Origin of the sequence: Aequitasia blattaphilus, assembly GCF_024721305.1 — a bacterium.
GTDB classification, from domain to species: Bacteria; Bacillota; Clostridia; order Lachnospirales; family Lachnospiraceae; genus Aequitasia; species Aequitasia blattaphila.
On the sequence record NZ_JAMXOD010000010.1, the window covers coordinates 69,517 to 87,078 of the forward strand.

Here is a 17,562-nt window from a genome sequence, read left to right on the forward strand (position 1 = left end):
GGCATAATCAGTTTGTTGAAAGATTATTTATTAAATTTTCATTTGGCTATTGAAAAAACTTATTTTCGTTGTACTATATAAAGGCTAACTAAAATTGTACAAAAGGAGTAAACGAAAATGAGTAAGTATCTAGATGAAGAAGAAGGTGAGCTTGCTAGGTTTCGGGAGTATCTGAAAACAGAAGAGAAAAGTAGGACTACTGTTGAGAAGTATGAAAGAGATGCAAGGAAGTTTCTTGTCTTTGTAAGAAGCAATACGGGAACAAGCGATAAGATATCAAAAACACTGGTTTTGGATTATAAGGAAGCACTGATGAAGGAGTATAGGACCAGTAGTGTGAATTCCATGCTGGCAGCGGTAAATAATTATCTAATCTTTTCTGAAAGAGCAGACTGCAAGGTGAAGCAGGTGAAAATTCAACGCCAGCCGTTTCTTGAAGAGGATAAGTGCCTGACAGTTGAAGACGTGGAGAAGCTTTTAAAGGTAGCAAAGAGCAAGGGAAAGCAAAGACTGGCAATGATTATTGAAACTCTTTATGGTACGGGGATTCGGGTGAGTGAGCTGGCATTTATTACGCTGGAGCATTTACGCTCAGGAGCAATTAACGTCCACAACAAAGGGAAGACAAGGCTTATTGCCATCACAAAGAAGCTTCGCAAAAAGTTATTGCATTATGCAAAGGTAAACCAAATACAAAGCGGACCACTATTTGTAACCCGTTCAGGGAAGTGCATGAACCGCAGTAATCTATGGCGTGAAATACAAAAAATATGTGAAGAGGCAGGGGTAGCCTCAAAAAAGGGATTTCCACATAATTTCAGACGCCTGTTTGCAAGATGTTTTTATGCGGTTGATAAAGACTTGGTCAATCTAGCAGATATATTGGGGCATAGCAGTATTGAAACAACTAGGATATACACCGCGACAACTTACAAAAATTTCGTAGAGAAATTAGAAAGTATGGACGATGTCTTAAGAAAAACAACATAATTTCCATTATGTTGTTTTAGATATTATTTCAAGCTTGAAATTCAACAAATATTTTAATAATTATAGCAAATTGACTGACAATTGTCTAGAAAAAATCATTTTAATATTGGGGAAATTATATTTGGGTAGCAAAAAATAGAGTCTTTGGTATGTGAAGAGGAGAAATATCGTTTCTCCTTATTTGTGTGTCCAAAGACTCTCCCTTTCTGATGAGCTACCAATTTTTTTAAAAGCAGTTACAACATAATGGAAATTATGTTGTAATTGCTTTTTTTGTGTAGGAAAGGAAGAGGATGTAGATGAAGAAGAGAGTGAAAAGTATTGGGTTTGCCTTGGTTTTGTTGGTCATGATTTTCCAACCAGGAGGAACTTTAGGAGAGCCTGAAGGTACAGAAGAAGAGGTGGAAATCATACAAGAGGAAGCTCTCGAGGAGGAAATCAAGGAAGAAGAGGAAGCTGAAATAGTGGAGGCAGAACAGGAAGAAGAACAGGAAGAAGAACAGGAGCCACAGGAATCCCAGGAAGATTTAACTGGAAGTACCATATGGCCAGGGACAAATGTACAGCAGAAGGATTTGAAAGACCGATATCATTTAACCTTTTCAGAAGATTTTTCCGAGGTAATGAAAGCAATAGAATCAGACTATAGAAAAGAGTACAAGCTGCCAGAAGAAGGAGATATTGTCCTCAAAGCAACGAATTGGCAAGATATTATTGCGGTGTATCTGCTGAAGAAACAACAAAAAGGAGAGACAGAGCTGTTCCTTTCAGGGGATGATCAGGAAGATTTAAAGAGGGTCTATCGGGAAATGAACCGAGTTGTTGCTTTGGAGCCAGCACGCATTTTGTATCTTAGTGTAAAAGAGGAAGCGGTTCGTTTTCAGTCTGTAAGTGTGGAAGCGCTGATTCGTCAAGATCAAAGTCTGGAACAGCCAGTATACAAAGAAAGTGAACAAGAGTTTTTGCGAGCCTATAGTAGTGAAGAATGCAGACTTCTGTGTGCGGCCGAGACTGGAATAGAAGAATTTTTAAATCAATCGGAAGAAGAGATTGATGGCAAACGCCAGGCAGTAAGAAAAAATGCATTTCAAGCCATCGGAAAGGTTTCTTATATCTGGGGAGGAAAGTCCGATGCAATTGGACTGGACTCAAGGTGGAAAGATAAAAATGCATTTGGATTAGACTGTAGTGGCTTTGTCTCTTGGGCATTTTTAAATGGAGTTCATGAAAATATAGGCGGGGGAACCACAGGACAGTGGATGGCATCCGTACCCGTTACACAAGAAGAAGCAAGACCGGGAGATTTGGTTTTCCTAGGACCACCGACAGAATCAGACGAGATTCCTCACGTAGGAATTGTAGCGGGGAAAGACAGATTAGGTGGACTCATTGCAATTCACTGCAATGCATCCGACAAGGGGGTAACGGTAGAGGCAGCGTATCCAGCTGGATTTCGATATGTTCGCCGTCCTATCATATTTCAATAAATCAAAAGAAAAAGGAGAGTCGTATCAATGAGTAGAGCAACTGAAGTACTGGCATTACCAATCGTAGACATTAGAAAAGGAAGTCATAAGGGTGTGGCGAAAAACATATTGCTTAATCCCGAGACGGGAGAACTACATTTGACACTGGAAAAGGAACATCCAGGAGAAGTGGAGTTACTAGGCGTGACAGACATTACAGGAGTGGGAGAGAATTATCTTTTAATTCCCAGTCAAGAAGTTCTAAAAGGACTTTACACTCATGAGGAGGTTCTTTCTATTTTAAAAAGCAGCTTTGTGCTGTTAGGGGTGGAAGTGGTGGATCAAGTGGGAAATCAATTAGGAGAGATTTCCGATTTCACCTTAGGTGAAGGAAGGGGAATCGGCAGTATCTTTTTAGACAGCGGACAAGAGATTGAAGGAGGACATATCCTGTCGGTATGCCCAGACATTGTGTTTGTCGATATTCGGGAGGGAAGTAAGGCAGTGGAAATCATTCAAAAGGATACTCAGAACACAAAAATCGAGAAGCAGGAAGAACAAAGCCTGCCAATTGGTCTTGTATTAAAGGAAGACATCCGAAGTGCAGATGGAGAGTTTCAATTGAAAAAGGGAAGTGTGATTACAGAAGAGGTAATGGAGGAAGCAGAGGCTCATGATGCATTATTGCTGCTGGCTCTTCATGCAGAATAAATAAGAGGAAGGGAGTGTAAGAATCATGGAGTTTGAAGAAGAACGAAGGGGATACAACAAGGAACAGGTTGATGAATACATTACCACACTTCGGGATGAATACCAAAATCTTTTGAAAGAGCTTCAGGCAGGAACAGAGGCTATAGAAGATTTAAAGCGAAGCAAAAGAAGAATGTCGGACAAGCTGGAAAGCCTTCAAAAAGAGAAAAAAGAATTGTCTCAGCAGGTGGAGCAAATGAGATTAACAGAAAACACATCCTATAGTGAAGCTATCGCCTCTGCTCTTGTGACAGCAGAAATATCGGCACAGCAGATTATTGCAAAGGCAAAAAAGGAGGCAAGACTTATTGGGGATGCAGCGACAAGAGATTTAAGTGACATTATACAGGCTAAGCAGGAAGCCCTGGATGAGATTAAACAGGTATCCGGGAAACTTTTCAAGCTGCTGAGAGAAGAGGAAGCGCTAAAGGCTGAAAGAGTGTCCATGCCAAATCCTTTCAGGGAGGGAAAAAAGGAGGAATAATTCGATGAGCATAGAAGAGAAAATGAAATTTACTAAGGTAAAGAATGGAGAGCTGTATCTATCGGAAGAAGTAGATTCTTATGTGAATAGCCTAAGAACCTCCTATGCAGAATTAATGGAAGAAGAAAAGCAGCTGCAAAGGCGACTGAAGCTCTTGTCAAATGAGCTTTTGAAACTGCTAAAGGAGGAAGTGGCGGAATGACTGAGTTTACAAAGATTCGAAACGGAAAAATGTATTTGGCCGAGGAGGTGGATCTTTACATCAACATGCTCAAGGATTCCTATACAGAAACAGTGGAAGAAGGAGAGCATTTGCAGGAACAGCTAAAGCAGGAGAGAACCCTCCACTACGAGGAGCAGAAGGAGTTACAGCAGCTACTTATAAAGGAACAGGATACCAGAAGAAAGGTAGAAGAGGAAGTAAAAGCCCTTCGTGTGGAAAGAGGAAAAGAAGGGGAAGCCGATATCTTGTATGAGGCACAGATAGCAGAATTAAAGAAAGCTTTGGAGCAACTTCAAATGGACTGTCAAAGAATTCAAGAGGAGAAAGAAGAGCAGGAGAGGGAAATCAAACAGCTTACACAGAAGTTGAGTCAAAAAACACCAGTTGAGTATGTGGATTCCAGAGCAGAGAGATATATCAGCCTGATTGATCGGGCAGCTCAGATGGCAGAAGACTATGTAAAGGATATTGAAGAAAGAGCAGAGGAACAGTTAAGAAGTTCCAGAAACCAGGCCTTTGAGATTATCCGGGAGGCGAAGGAAGAGTCAGAGGGTATGGTAGAAGAGGCAGAAGAAAAAGTACAGGATATCTTAAAAGCAGCCAGAGAAGAGTATGGGGAAATACGTGCACTGATTGAAAAATCCAGTCAGGAGTACGCAAAGCTTTCCGAGGCAGAGAGAGAACTGGGGTTTTGAAGAAAATAAACCATGAAAGGGGGAGAAGAGATGGCAAAAAGTTTGGAAGAGATTGAAGCCGCCTTTCGGAATCAATATCAAAAAGATAAGAAAAATCCAGAGGAAGAGATAAAAGAAGAAAAAGTTGAAAAGGCAGCCATGAAGGAAGCCATCACAGAAGAGGGGGAAGGGGAATCAAAAGTAACAGAAACCGTAACAGAGAAGAAACCTGAAAAAGCAGGACGTGCTGCCATTATATCAGACATTATTTTTTACTTTGCATTAATCGCTATGGTGGTTTGTGCGGTTCTATTTTCCAGAGGAGCCTTTGGAACCCAGACCTTTGGAGGGTACCGATTCTATGAGGTCTTAACCACCTCCATGGAAAGCGTATACCCGAGGGGAAGCTTGGTGTTGATAAAAAAGACAGAGGCCAGTGAGCTAGTGGTAGGAGATGACATTACCTTTGCAAAGGACTCCAGCAACTTGATTACCCATCGGATTATTGAGATAAAGGAGGACTATGAAGGAAGTGGAAAGAGAGCCTTTGTGACCAAAGGAGTGGACAACGCAACGGCAGATGCAGATGTGGTTCTTGCTGATAACGTTATGGGAAAAGTCACGAAGGGAATTCCAAGGATGGGGGCGGCTCTGAGCTGGATAGGAAGTAACCTGTGGCTAATTATAGTTCTGTTTTTATCCTTAATGGCATTTTCCTTTTTTATAAAAATCTTTTGGAGGGAGAGTAAGAAAGAAAAGATAAAAAAGAACTAAGAAGAGAGATAAAAAGCAGGATTCAAATAGAAATAAATAAAGGAGGATGAATGTAAAAGTATAGAGAGTTTTGAATCCTATTTTTTACATATATTATAAAGAAACTTAAAATAAACAAGGAGGAAGTAACATGAAAAACAAGCATAAAAAAGTGGTTTCAGGAGTCACAGCCATCTGTTGTGCAGCAGCAGTACTGGTTGCAGGAACTTTTGCATGGCAGGCAATTGCCAATGCAATTAACCCCTTTAGTGATGCAGAGGTAACGGGAGGGTCAGGAGGAAATCTCCATGATGACTTTGACAGTAAAACAGGAACAAAGAAGATTTACGTAGAAAATACCGGAGATGCTGATATATTTGTCCGGGTGAAATTAGAAGAGGTCTTTGTAAAGGATAGTGCAAAAGCACCAACGACCCCGGACTGGAAGCTGCATATCCCAGCCGGTAAGAAAGTAGCAGACTGTGAGGGGACCGATCAGTTCCATGGTATCTATGGAGATGCTTTTACATGGACTATGGGAAGCAGTGATGCCTATAGCTACAAATCCATTGTGGATTCTGATGAATGGAAGGCAGCTGTGGTAAAGGATGATACAGAAGCCACCAGAAAAGCTCAGGATCAGTTAGTGGGAGATGCCTTAGGAAGTGCAACCAGTGGATCAACCATAGTAAAGCTAGGGGATGCCAAAACAACAGAAAAGACAGCACCTGCTTGTAGTGTTATTACCATGAAGGAATATACAGAAAAAAGTGATGCCGATAAGCAAACCTTTAGCGGATGGGTTTATGACGTAGATGGATATGCTTACTGGTCACAGCCTTTAGCAAAGGATGGAACCACAGGTCTTCTATTGAACGGTGTTACTTTGCCAACAGAAAACAGTGAGACCTACTACTATGCCATTAATGCAACTATGGAATACGTAGATGGTAAAGATATCGCAGCCTGGACAGGAGTAGGAGAGGACGGAGAGCGTACCCTTACCTTAAATGGAAAGGATCAGATGACGGCTTCTAAAAATGATAAAGGAGAGAAGATTAAATCTGGTTCTCAGGTAGGAAACACTACGATAGAAGGAAGCACCAATGCCAAGTCAATGCTAAACATGATTGCAGGTAATGTGAAGGATTTAGAAACCACGGATGCACCAAAGAATCTCAACATAGGAGATAAGGTCAGTGCACCTACAATTAAAGATAAGGATGGAAATACAGTAGCCATTACTCAGTGGGAAAGCAGTAATCCAAGTGCAGTAGAGGTGGATTCAAAAACAGGAGAAATGACGGTAAAAGGAACGGGAACGGCAACCATTACCGGAAAAGACAAGGATGGAAATGAAGTAACCTTTGAGGTAACGGTAACAGACCAGCTAACACCAGAGAGTGAAAGTGTAACGGTAACAGCAGGAGGAAGTACCGATCTTCCAAGTATTAAGGATGCCCAAGGAAAAGTAGTGGATCCAAAGAACCTCACCTGGACCAGCAGTGACAGCAGTAAGGTAACAGTGGATGGAGGAACTGGAAAGGTTACAGGAGTGGCAGCAACAGAGACTCCGGTAAAGATTACGGGAACAGATGGAAATGGTAACAAAGCAGAGTTTACCGTTACCGTAGGGGCAGCCCAAAAGACAGCAACCCAAAAGCTGGATGAAGCAGTGGTAGAGAAGTACCAGGCTGAACCAACGATGAAAGAGGGTTGTAAGATTGCAGATGATCAGCAGTGGCCAAACACCACAATTATTCCTTACTATACAGAAGATCCTCTGATGAACAGTCAGGATTTTGGAACCATTGAAGATAATTATGGAGTGATAGAGCTGACGAAGCTTTTAAAGGAAAGCGAATATAGCAAGGATGTTACCTTTGCAGCAGGAGAAAGAATTGTAAAAATAGAAAATGGAAGTCTTTATATTTGGTATTTACCAGACTACGACGATTTTGAAGATGGTGGAACAAACGAAGGTTATCATCCAGAAGGAACAATTATAGCGACTTATACGGATCCGGTGACAAAGGAGACCGCATCTAAGAATATCAAGATAGGAATCTGGTATAAGGGAACCATTCTTGGAAGAGATTAGCAGAGGAAGGAGTATTAAGAATGATCAAAAAAATGAAATTAAAGAAAGGAACGGCACTGCTACTGACAGGTGTATTGGCAATAAGTGGGATAATTGCAGCAATTGGAGCAACACTAGCGGCAACCCCTATTAACTGGACAGCTACAGTACCAGAGGGGGCACCAGCAAATGTACGATTTCATGTAGATGCAGCTGGTCTTAAGGACGAAAAGGGAAAAGAACTCTCCGTTTCAGCGTCTGGCGTATCCACATGGGGAAGCAGTGACGCGACTATTGCCCGCGTGAAAGGGCGTGACGAAGGAAAAGGAACATATTTGGCAGTAAAGCCAGGAGTCTTTGTGGCTTACCGCAGTACCCTTGAAGGACAATTAGGTGGTACAACAGCCATGGTCTATGATTCCACCAAGCCCTATACCTACACCGTAGCTAAAAACCATTCCGTGATTAAGGATAAAGGGGGAACGGATACCATTCCCCTTACAATGAAAGACATGAATGATAAGGAAATCACAGATGCAGTGGCATGGTCTTCTGATGATACCAGTGTGGCAACGGTTCATGAGAGTACTGGTACTATTACTGCAGTAGGAGAGGAAGGACTAGCCAATATCGCCGGAAAGTTTACTGACTGTTATGGCCAGCCCCAGAAGATTCAGTACTCAGTAGTGGTAGGAAGAATTGTAGCAAGTGATGTGGTAGGCCCTGATGGAAATGGCAAGTATTGGACACCAATGGAAGCACCAAAGAACATCTGGCGGGAAGCGGATGAAGATGGAAATCCAAAGGAGCCGGCAAGCTACATCTATGATGAGAATAATCCTCTTACAGGAGAAGATAGTACTCCTGCAATAAAGGGAGAGGATGGAAAGTACTATGTGGAGCTGGAAGATAGTAAAAACATCTATGAACCAGTCAAAGAAGATGGAACGATAGATGAGGGAACTAAAATCTGGGGTGGACTAGACCTTAAACCTGGAAATGAAGATGACAAGGAAGTCAAGAACTTTGGAACCAAGATCAGTCCGGATTATTGGGCAGACTTCAATGAAAACATCTATGGTCAAATCAGCAGAACGACAGGTAAAACCAGCACCTTAACTGGTGGAGGAATTGATGAGGATCCCCTAACAGATCCAGTGAAGCCGATTCTGGATAACACAGCCACAGATGGACACTACTACTTTGGGCCACTAACTGATAGTGATGGAGTTTCTTATTACATAGGAGATGACTGGAAGGAGGGTGGAACAGGAGATGGCATCTTAAATACAGATCATTCCGCAATCCCTCATAGCAGCGATCTTATTTACTACCGAAATGAGGATGGGTCAATGGATACAGAAAAGCCAGTCACTGAGATTCCAGCAAGCAGCATTGTATTAGGAACACCAGTGAGCGATACCATTGGATTGGGAGAGAAGGAAGGTTCCCCCAGCATCACTGTACTGCCAAATGATACGACAAATCAGACCGTGGTATGGAGCAGCTCCGACACAAGTGTTGCAACAGTAGATGCAGACACAGGAGAAGTTACAGGAGTAGCAGATGGAACGGCAACCATAACGGCAACCATCACCAATAAAAATGGCACCACAGTGGCATCCTCCTATGCCATAACGGTAAAGGATCCTTGGGGAGGAATTGGAAAGGTACCAGGAGAAACTTTTACAGCAAGTGGAAAAGAATGGACGATCTTAAAGGTAGATGGGAATGGAAATGCCTTGGTAGTTACCAAGTATCTTCAAGGTACCTCACAGTTTAATCCGACAGAAGGTGCAGGAAATGCTTATGTCAGCAGCACCTTAAGGACGACTATGAATAACTTTTATAGCACTCTGGAAACCAGTGACACTGCATCAAAGAATTCGGGAGAGAGGGCAAAGATCTGGATTACCGATTTGGCACAGCCTTCAAACTTCCTGAATAACACTCCAGCATACAATGCAGCAGGAGGCTTATCAGCAGTAGACTCGGGAGGCCTAAAAACCTGTTTCCCTCTGAGCTATCAAGAGGCTAACACTTATTTTAGTTCAAATGCAGCAAGGGTGGCCTATCAAGAGGGTGCATCCTCAAGCTATTCTTATTTTCTGCGCTCGCCGGGCTCTGCTTCTCATTATGCAGCAATTGTCTATATTTCGGGGGCGCTTTACGATACTTTTAATTATGTTACTTCTACCCTTGGCGTGCGTCCCGCTTTATGGATTAAACTGCCCTAATTAATCATTACTCTTCTATCTTCAAATCTTAAATCATTCAAAAGGCGTGAAGAAGGGAAAAGGTAAACATAAGAGAAATCACCGTGGGTAAAGCCACGGTGCAGTCCCCGCCGTAAGGCGGGTGGCTGCAAAAAATGGAAGGAGACTGAGATGTCGGAACAGGAAAAAAGTGAATTGCTTATTATAACGAAAGCAAAGGATTTATGTAGCTATGTCATGGTAATTACGGAGAAGTGTCCGAAACGATTTCGATTTACCTACGTAAGCCGTTTGCAAAATCTGGCATTGGAAGTAGTAGAGCATATATACAGAGCCAATGATATATTTCTGGGAGGTGTGGATGTACAACATAACTATGAGAGAAGACTTGCCCATCAAAGACAGGCGTTTACAGACCTTCGATTGTTGGGGTATATGACACAGGCCTCGTTGGAGCAAAAATGTATCATTGCCAAACAATATGAGATGATTTCCAGACAGGTCTTCGATTGTCAAAACCTGCTGGGGGCATGGATGAACAGTGATAAAAGAAGAATGATGAAACAAAAAAATAATTGAGAAGAGATTCAAAGTGTGTTACGAGATAAAAGCAATATAAGGAGTTTTTATCCGGTAAGTCCCTTTGAATAGGGATAGGGAAATGATTGTATGGGCAGCACGTTCTTATTGGCTGCGCTCGCCGGGCTCTGCATCTAATAATGCAACAAATGTCAATAGTTCGGGGGCGCTTAACAATAATAATAATGTTAATAATACAAATGGCGTGCGTCCCGATTTACTCTCATTGCTAGAAACCTGATTCTAAGTGGAAGGGTCTGTGCGCAGAGTAAAGGAGTCATTCTCCTTTTCGGCAATGCTGGAAAAAAATTGTGGATGATAGCAGAGACGTTGTTTAGATACATGGATGATTTTTCTGCTTGTAAAGCCTTGTGCTTGGTGTGAATTTCAAAAGCCGGGCTTTTCATTCACCCAAAATGCAGGATGGAGTGTAGAAGATGTGACGGATTATGAAAAGCTTTACAGCTTTCAAAACCTATATAAGGCACATTTGCAATCACGGAAGGGAAAACGTAACAAATCAGAGGTGATTGCTTTTGAGTGTGATTTGAGTAATAAACTCTGGCAAATGGCGAAGGACTTAAAAGAACGTAAATACCAATTATCTGGTTATTATAATTTCACAATATATGAACCAAAAAAGAGGGAAATATATGCGGGATTTTATAGAGACAGGATACTACAACATTGTTTATGCGATGAGATATTGATGCCTCTCTTAGGCAAGCGTGTTATATATGATAATGCTGCATGTCAAAAGGGGAAAGGAACTCATTTCGCAATAAATCGTTTAAGTAGATTTTTGAGAGAGTACTACAAGATATATGGAAATACAGGATATGTTTTGAAATGTGATGTTCATCATTATTTTGAGAGTATTTCACATGAGATTTTAAAAACGATGCTTTCTAAGGTGGTAAAAGATAAGGATGTGAAAAAACTCTTATATCAACTGATTGATAGCTATGAAACATCTTCTGCAAGAGGAATTCCGTTGGGAAACCAAACCAGCCAATGGTTTGGCATTTATTATATGAACTCTTTAGACAGATTGATCAAGGAAGAATTAAGTATTCAGTGGTATACAAGATACATGGATGATTTTGTTATGATTTATCCGGACAAGGAATATCTCCATATGGTGTTGGAAAAAATAACCAGGTTCACTGAAGATGCTTTAGGCTTAAAGCTTAACCGAAAAACTCAAGTATTTCCCCTTAAAAATGGTATTGAATATTTGGGATTTCGCTTCTACGTAAGTGACACAGGCAAGGTGATTCGACGAATGAAGCGTGCATCAAAACAGAGATTAAAAAAAAGGATACTAAAAATTGAAAAAGACTATGCATGTGGAAAAATTGATGCAACAAAGGTAAGACAAAGTCTGGCTGGATTTAATGGACACTTAAAGCATGGTCATACTTACCATCTTCAAAGCGAAACGCTTTGTAAGATTGGATTTCAGATAAAGCAAAACAAAAAGGAGGAAAAGCAGTGAAAAAGAAATTCAAAAGCATGAGCACAGGAAAACGAATCATCAGCATCATCCTGTGCTTTGTATGCATCCTCTCTGCTGGGATGTCCGGAACTCTCACCTGGCGTGGAGTGGCAGGTGCCACGAATGAGTTTTCCGGAACGAAGGGGGATTATGCTGTGACATTAAAGAAATGGGAAAAGGATTTGGAAGGAAATACTACCACCACTCCCGTTGGGAGTGCAGAGTTCTATTTGTACCGGATTTTAAATGCCAACCCGGAAACCAGTAAGCAGGTAGGGGGACGGTATCAGACGGATGAAAAAGGTTTGATTCAGGTAGGAAATCTGGAGGCAGGAGAGTATTACTTTTTGGAAACCAACCCCTCTTACTCCTATGATTATGATAAGGACGGAGAAGAAGAGAAAAGAAGGTATGACTTTTCCGTCAATACGAAAACTGCCAGCGCCACTGGCATTGTAGAAACAAAAGCCTATAACCGAAAGACCGGGGCAGATTTAACCGTTACCAAGACCGTGGAAAATTTTAACGGGAAGGAAATCAGTGAGGAGCAAAAAGCAATGTCCTTTCCCTTCACCATTGCCTTTGGTGATGGGAAAAGCTACTCCTACCGTATCAATGATGGAGAGCTTCAAGAATTAAAGGAAGGAACCTTTTCCTTAAAGCATGGAGAGACTGCCACTTTTCCAAATGTGCCCATAGGAGTCCATTATCAGGTGACAGAAAAGCCGGGGGAAGAAGGACAGATTGTCTCCCGGAACTCTAGTGGAAACATGGGAAAGGATGGAAGTAAGGTGGCCTTTATCAACCGCTTTGGAGATTCAGAGTCTGGAAACCTAACGGTGAAAAAGACTGTAAAAGGAACCACAGAGCCAGAGGAGCTGGAAACTCTCTTTACCTTTGTAGTGAACCTTGGAACAGAGGCAGAGAAGAAATACCCCTATGATGTCTATGACTCCAATGGAAAAGTGGAAAGCCTGGAGCTAAAGTCAGGGGAAACCATTTCGTTAAAGCATGACCAATGGGCTGTTTTTACTGACTTGGCAAAAGGAACCCCTTATCACGTAAAGGAAGAAGAGACAGAAGGATATACCCCTCAAATGAAGGAACAAAGAGGGCAAACCTTAGAAGGAAGCACCCTGGTATCTTTTGTGAATGTAAAAGATACAGAAGAAGCTTATGGAAAGTTAATTGTAACGAAAACCATAGAGGTACCAGAGGGGGAAGAGATAGACACAGGGAAAGACTTCCACTTTACCATTCGTGTGGGAGAAGAGAAGTATACCTGTACTTTAAAGCATGGGGAACGCTATGAGATTGACAACATTCCCATTGGAACCCCCTATGAGGTAGTAGAAGGAGACTATTATGGAGCCAACTATGTAACCTCCAGTATCAACTCCAATGCCACTATTGTAGAAGGAGAAAACCTGGCAGCCTTTATGAATACTAAAATCACCCCTCCCACAGAGGAGAAGTTTGCAGCTCTTCATTTAGAAAAGCAGGTAGCAGAAGGTGATGAGGAAAAGGAATTCACCTTTCATGTAAAAATTGGAAACAATGAACCAGAGGAGGTGGTTCTAAAGCATGGAGAGAGCATCGATTATAAGGACATCCCAGTAGGAACGCCGTATCAGATTTTAGAGGATGACTATTACAAAGAGGGCTATACAACCACCAGCATTGGGGGGACCGGCACCATTACAGAAGAAGGTGTAAAAGCGCAATATACCAATACCTGGAAGGAGCCAAAGAAGGAAACAGGAAGCTTAGAGCTGCATAAGGAAGTCAGTGGTGCAGGAGATATAGAAAAGGAATTTACATTCCAGGTCACCTTTTCCGATGGAAAGGACTACCCCTACCAGGTAAATGGCGGAAAAGAGTCCCAAACTTTAAAGGAAGGAAAGCTCACCCTAAAGCATGGAGAAAAGGCCATCTTTACCGGCCTGCCTCGGGGAGTTGGATATGAAGTGACAGAGGAAGAAACGGAGGGGTATAAGCAAAGCATCATCTGGCAAAGTGGAATCATAATACCGGAAGAACAGGCAGTAATCCAGCATAACAACCATCTGGAGCCGAAGAAAGAGGAAGGAAGGCTTCTGATCAAAAAAGTAACAACAGGAGAGGGAGCTGACCTTGAAAAGACCTTTGACTTTATCCTACGAATTAACGGAGAAAAGCAGGAATTTACCTTAAAGAATGGAGAAGAAAAGGAGTTTACTCTTCCCAAGGGAGCAATTTATGAGATAGAGGAAAAAGATTACTTTTTGGAAGGATATCTCTTAAAGACTCTGGAAAAAGGGTATGGAACCATGACCAGAGAGGGAATTCAGGTTACGGCAGAAAATACCTATATAGGAACAGTGGTTACAAACTTAACAGGGCAGAAAACCTGGAAGGTACCAAAGGATGTCAAGCTGCCGGAATCCATTACCCTGTATCTAAAAGAAGGAGAGCGGGTAGTAGCAGAAGCAGAAGCAACCGAAAAGAGTGAGTGGAAGTATACCTTTAAGAATGTACCAAAGTATGACAGGGAAGGAAAAGAGATTGCCTACACCATAGAAGAGAAACCAGTAGAGAACTTTATCCAACAGGCAGAAGGACTAAACCTAACCAATACCTATGTAGAACCGGCACAGCTTCCGGCACTGGCAATGGAAGTGGAAAAGAAGGTAATGGTACAAGGAGAGGAAAAAGCAAAAGAAGCAACCTTTACCTTTGTCCTGGAAGGAAAAGACAATGCTCCAATGCCAGAGGGAGCAAAGGAGAACAAAAAAGAGATCCAGATTAATGGAGAAGGAAACAAAGACTTTGGAATCATCACCTATACCTTGCCGGGCACCTATACTTATACAATCTCAGAGGTAATGGGAGAAAGTAAAGGTTATACCTACGATACCAGTGTTTATACCTATACTGTAACCGTAGAAGAAAAGGAAGGAACTTTAACTGCAAAAGGTGTTCTAAAGAAAGGAGAAGAGACGAAAGAGAAGGCTGTCTTTGAAAACCACTACGTACCACAGGAAAAGAATGAGGAAAGCCTAACGGTCAATAAGGTTTGGGCAGGAAATACCAATCCTCAGCAGCCATCTGCAATTCAGGTACAACTGTATCAAAATGGAAAGGCAGAGGGAGAGCCAATTACCTTAAACGCTTCTAACAACTGGATGTATACCTGGACAGGTCTGTCAAAGGATGTAAGCTGGACAGTAGATGAAGTTCATGTACCAGAGGATTATACAAAGACCATTCTAAAGAATGGACAGCAAGGCTATACCATTACCAATACCTACACACCGGGAGGCGGAGGTCAGGCAGACCCAGACAAGGACTCCGGTAAAGAAGGCTCTGAAGGTAAAACAGGAGGAGGCAGCACAGGAGGAAGCGGATCCGGAATCAGTGGAAGTGGCTCCGGAAGTGGAAGTGGCTCCGGAGACAGTGGAAAGGTAGCCACACCTAAGACCAATGACCCGGCAGCAATGACCTTCTGGTTTATCCTACTAATTCTGGCCATGGCAGGACTGCGGATTATGGTGTTTGGAACGACTCTGGGAAAGGGCAAAAAGTAAGGATGATGAAGACAGAATGAAAATGAACATAAGGATTGCAGGAGTTTGTATTCTTCTGGGAATAATCGGATATAGTACCTATCGGCTGCTGGCATCAAATCAGGTTTATCAGGAGGAACAAAAGACCCATCAGGAGCTTTTGACCTATAAGCCAGAGCCAGAGGAACAAACTAAGGCTATTATAAACCAGTCCCTTTTAGATCTGCAAAAGAAGAATCCGGATGTGGCGGGGTGGATTACCATCCCCGGCACCGGAGTTGATTACCCTTTTTTATGGGCAAATGATTATCAAACCTATCTTCGAACGGATATTAATAAGGAGCCAAGCATTTCAGGAGCCATCTTTTTAGATTACCGGTTTGACCGGGAGCTGGCAGGGTTTAAGGGCATCCTGTTTGGCCACAGTATGGACAATGGAAGTATGTTTGGAAGCCTTGCAAACTATCAGGAGAGGGAGTTCTTTCAGGGACACCAGGAGGGAACCATCCATCTGCCCTATGAGAACTTAAAGCTCTCTCTTGTAGCTGCTATGGTGGTACAGTGGGATGACGCAGAAGTATATGGGGTGGCAGATACGAAGGAGAAAAAGGAAGCTTTTTTGGAAACGTTAAGGGAGAGAAACATCCATGGGAGAGAGAGGGTTCCACAAGATTTGACACAAGAGGATCGCTTTATTCTCCTGTCTACCTGCAGCTATGTGCAGGAAGAAGAACGCACAGTGGTGGTGTTTCGCATCCAGTAAAACCAGTCAAAACCAGTCAAAACCAGTGAAGGAGAGTGCATGAAGATAAAGATTGCTATTTGCGAGGCAGATGTAGAAGCCTTAAGCACCCTGGAAAAATGGGTCAAAGAGTCCATGAGAACCTGGGAGCTGGAAACATCACTTAGGACCTATTGCTATGAAGAAATCTTTTTAACGGATATCAAAGAGAGAGTGTTTTGTCCGGACATTCTCTTTTTGGGAATCTATTTATCCCATGTAAGCGGGATAGCAGTGGCAGAAGAGCTGCGGGAGTTAGGATATGAAGGACGAATTATCTTCTTTACCGTATCGGAAGAACACTATCCAGAAGCATTTGATGTTCATGCCTATCATTACCTGCTAAAGAACAAGACAAGCCAGACGGCTTTTGAAAAGGTGCTGCGCCGTTGTGTGGAGGAAATTTTAGAAGATGAAATGGAGTATCTCATCTTAACAAGAGCAGGAGAAGTCCGCAAGATTCCGCTGGAAAGCATCCTGTATATTGAGGCAACGAACCGTATCCTAACGGTACACTATAAAAGTTCGGAGGGAGAAAGAAGCTTTGAGTATTATGCAAGTCTTGGAAAGGTGGAAAACCTACTGTTGGGGCATGGGTTTATACGATGCCACCGAAGCTTTTTAGTGGCACTCCGTGCCATAGAGGTTGTGTACCGTCAGGATCTAAAGCTTCGAAATGGTACCCAGATTCCCTTAGGACGTTCTCATTTTAAAGAAATCAAGGAGGAAATCAATAGCTTTAAAAGCCCAATGAAGTTTCCATTAGGGTATGAAGAGCTGGCACCGGCAGGAGGTAGTGATGGAGGATAAAAAAAGGAGAAGCTCTTGGAGACCCCTTTCTTTCTTGCTTGGGCTTACCCTTCTTCTGGTAGCGGGGGTTTTCCTGATTTTTTCAACAGTAGTAGCAGCAGAGCAGACCTCTTATGATTGTGCCAGTGGCAGCCACCCCTATGAGGTGGAGATAAAAACACCGGCAAAGGAAGACCAGGAAGGCAGTAGGGTTTATACCTGTACTTGGTGTGGATACACCTTTGAGGAAAGGATTCCAAAGTATGGACATACTTGGAGCGAGTGGCAGGTGCAAAGAGAAGCAACCTGTAAGGAAGAGGGTCTTTGGTATCGATATTGCGTGGCCTGCGATCAGGAGGATGGAAGACAAGAGAAGGTACTGGCTGCTTTGCCCCACCAATACGGAGAGTGGCAGACTATACAGAAGGCAGAAGTGGGAGTGGAAGGAAAGGAAGAGCGCATTTGTATTTATGGGTGTGGAGAAAAAGAAGAAAAAAGTATTTCGGAGATTCAGGAGATGGAAGCTTTGCCAGAGGAGAAAGAAAAAGTTCTTTCGGAAAAGGAAAAGCCATTTCCCCAAAAAAGGGTTAGCTGGAGTGCCTGTGACACGCTCCTTGTGGGAGGAGGCAGTCTTCTTGTTGGCATCTATGGTATTTTGATTTATAGCGATGTAGTGGTTCTTTTGTGGTATCGGAAGCTCAAAAAGAGAAGAATGGCTGTAAGATAGAAAGAAA

16 protein-coding genes are annotated in these 17,562 nt (G+C 42.4%); all 16 read left to right on the top strand.

Features of this window, described 5'->3' with window-relative positions; genetic code table 11:
* Positions 1-117: 117 nt before the first annotated feature.
* The 16 genes from NHH15_RS08330 (at position 118) to NHH15_RS08400 (ending at position 17,555) form a co-directional block, all read left to right on the top strand.
* A complete protein-coding gene (locus NHH15_RS08330) occupies positions 118-990 on the top strand; it encodes a tyrosine-type recombinase/integrase (protein WP_262066197.1) in 873 nt (290 codons plus the stop codon).
* A 299-nt stretch (positions 991-1,289) separates the two neighbouring features.
* Positions 1,290-2,477, top strand: coding sequence for a C40 family peptidase (locus NHH15_RS08335; RefSeq protein ID WP_262066198.1), 1,188 nt, complete (start codon positions 1,290-1,292; stop codon positions 2,475-2,477).
* 27 nt (positions 2,478-2,504) lie between these two features.
* Positions 2,505-3,167 (top strand): hypothetical protein, encoded by a 663-nt coding sequence (locus tag NHH15_RS08340; RefSeq protein WP_262066199.1) that lies wholly within the window; start codon positions 2,505-2,507, stop codon positions 3,165-3,167.
* Positions 3,168-3,192: 25 nt separating this feature from the next.
* Positions 3,193-3,690, top strand: a complete 498-nt coding sequence (locus NHH15_RS08345; RefSeq protein ID WP_262066200.1) for a DivIVA domain-containing protein — start codon at positions 3,193-3,195, stop codon at positions 3,688-3,690.
* A gap of 4 nt (positions 3,691-3,694) precedes the next feature.
* Positions 3,695-3,892 (top strand): hypothetical protein, encoded by a 198-nt coding sequence (locus NHH15_RS08350; protein ID WP_262066201.1) that lies wholly within the window; start codon positions 3,695-3,697, stop codon positions 3,890-3,892.
* A complete protein-coding gene (locus NHH15_RS08355; protein WP_262066202.1) occupies positions 3,889-4,608 on the top strand; it encodes a coiled-coil domain-containing protein in 720 nt (239 codons plus the stop codon). The genes NHH15_RS08350 and NHH15_RS08355 overlap by 4 nt, the downstream gene beginning before the upstream one ends.
* A gap of 30 nt (positions 4,609-4,638) precedes the next feature.
* Positions 4,639-5,361 (top strand): signal peptidase I, encoded by a 723-nt coding sequence (locus tag NHH15_RS08360; protein ID WP_262066203.1) that lies wholly within the window; start codon positions 4,639-4,641, stop codon positions 5,359-5,361.
* Positions 5,362-5,491: 130 nt separating this feature from the next.
* Complete coding sequence (locus tag NHH15_RS08365) at positions 5,492-7,441, top strand: Ig-like domain-containing protein (protein WP_262066204.1); 1,950 nt, start codon at positions 5,492-5,494, stop codon at positions 7,439-7,441.
* Positions 7,442-7,461: 20 nt separating this feature from the next.
* Complete coding sequence (locus tag NHH15_RS08370; protein ID WP_262066205.1) at positions 7,462-9,657, top strand: Ig-like domain-containing protein; 2,196 nt, start codon at positions 7,462-7,464, stop codon at positions 9,655-9,657.
* A 150-nt stretch (positions 9,658-9,807) separates the two neighbouring features.
* Positions 9,808-10,215: a four helix bundle protein gene (locus NHH15_RS08375; RefSeq protein ID WP_262066206.1), complete on the top strand. Its 408-nt coding sequence runs from the start codon at positions 9,808-9,810 to the stop codon at positions 10,213-10,215.
* 82 nt (positions 10,216-10,297) lie between these two features.
* Positions 10,298-10,456, top strand: coding sequence for a DUF6273 domain-containing protein (locus NHH15_RS15865; protein WP_416386577.1), 159 nt, complete (start codon positions 10,298-10,300; stop codon positions 10,454-10,456).
* Between the two features lie 105 nt (positions 10,457-10,561).
* On the top strand, positions 10,562-11,713 hold the full coding sequence (locus NHH15_RS08380) for an RNA-directed DNA polymerase (RefSeq protein ID WP_262066207.1): 1,152 nt from the start codon (positions 10,562-10,564) through the stop codon (positions 11,711-11,713).
* Positions 11,710-15,279, top strand: a complete 3,570-nt coding sequence (locus NHH15_RS08385; RefSeq protein WP_262066208.1) for a DUF7601 domain-containing protein — start codon at positions 11,710-11,712, stop codon at positions 15,277-15,279. The genes NHH15_RS08380 and NHH15_RS08385 overlap by 4 nt, the downstream gene beginning before the upstream one ends.
* A 16-nt stretch (positions 15,280-15,295) precedes the next feature.
* Positions 15,296-16,021 carry a class B sortase gene (locus NHH15_RS08390; RefSeq protein ID WP_262066209.1) on the top strand — a complete coding sequence of 242 codons (726 nt, stop codon included), beginning with the start codon at positions 15,296-15,298 and terminating at the stop codon, positions 16,019-16,021.
* 39 nt (positions 16,022-16,060) lie between these two features.
* On the top strand, positions 16,061-16,849 hold the full coding sequence (locus NHH15_RS08395; protein WP_262066210.1) for a LytR/AlgR family response regulator transcription factor: 789 nt from the start codon (positions 16,061-16,063) through the stop codon (positions 16,847-16,849).
* Complete coding sequence (locus NHH15_RS08400) at positions 16,839-17,555, top strand: hypothetical protein (RefSeq protein ID WP_262066211.1); 717 nt, start codon at positions 16,839-16,841, stop codon at positions 17,553-17,555. Before NHH15_RS08395 ends, NHH15_RS08400 begins: the two co-directional genes overlap by 11 nt.
* The last annotated feature ends 7 nt before the right edge of the window (positions 17,556-17,562 follow it).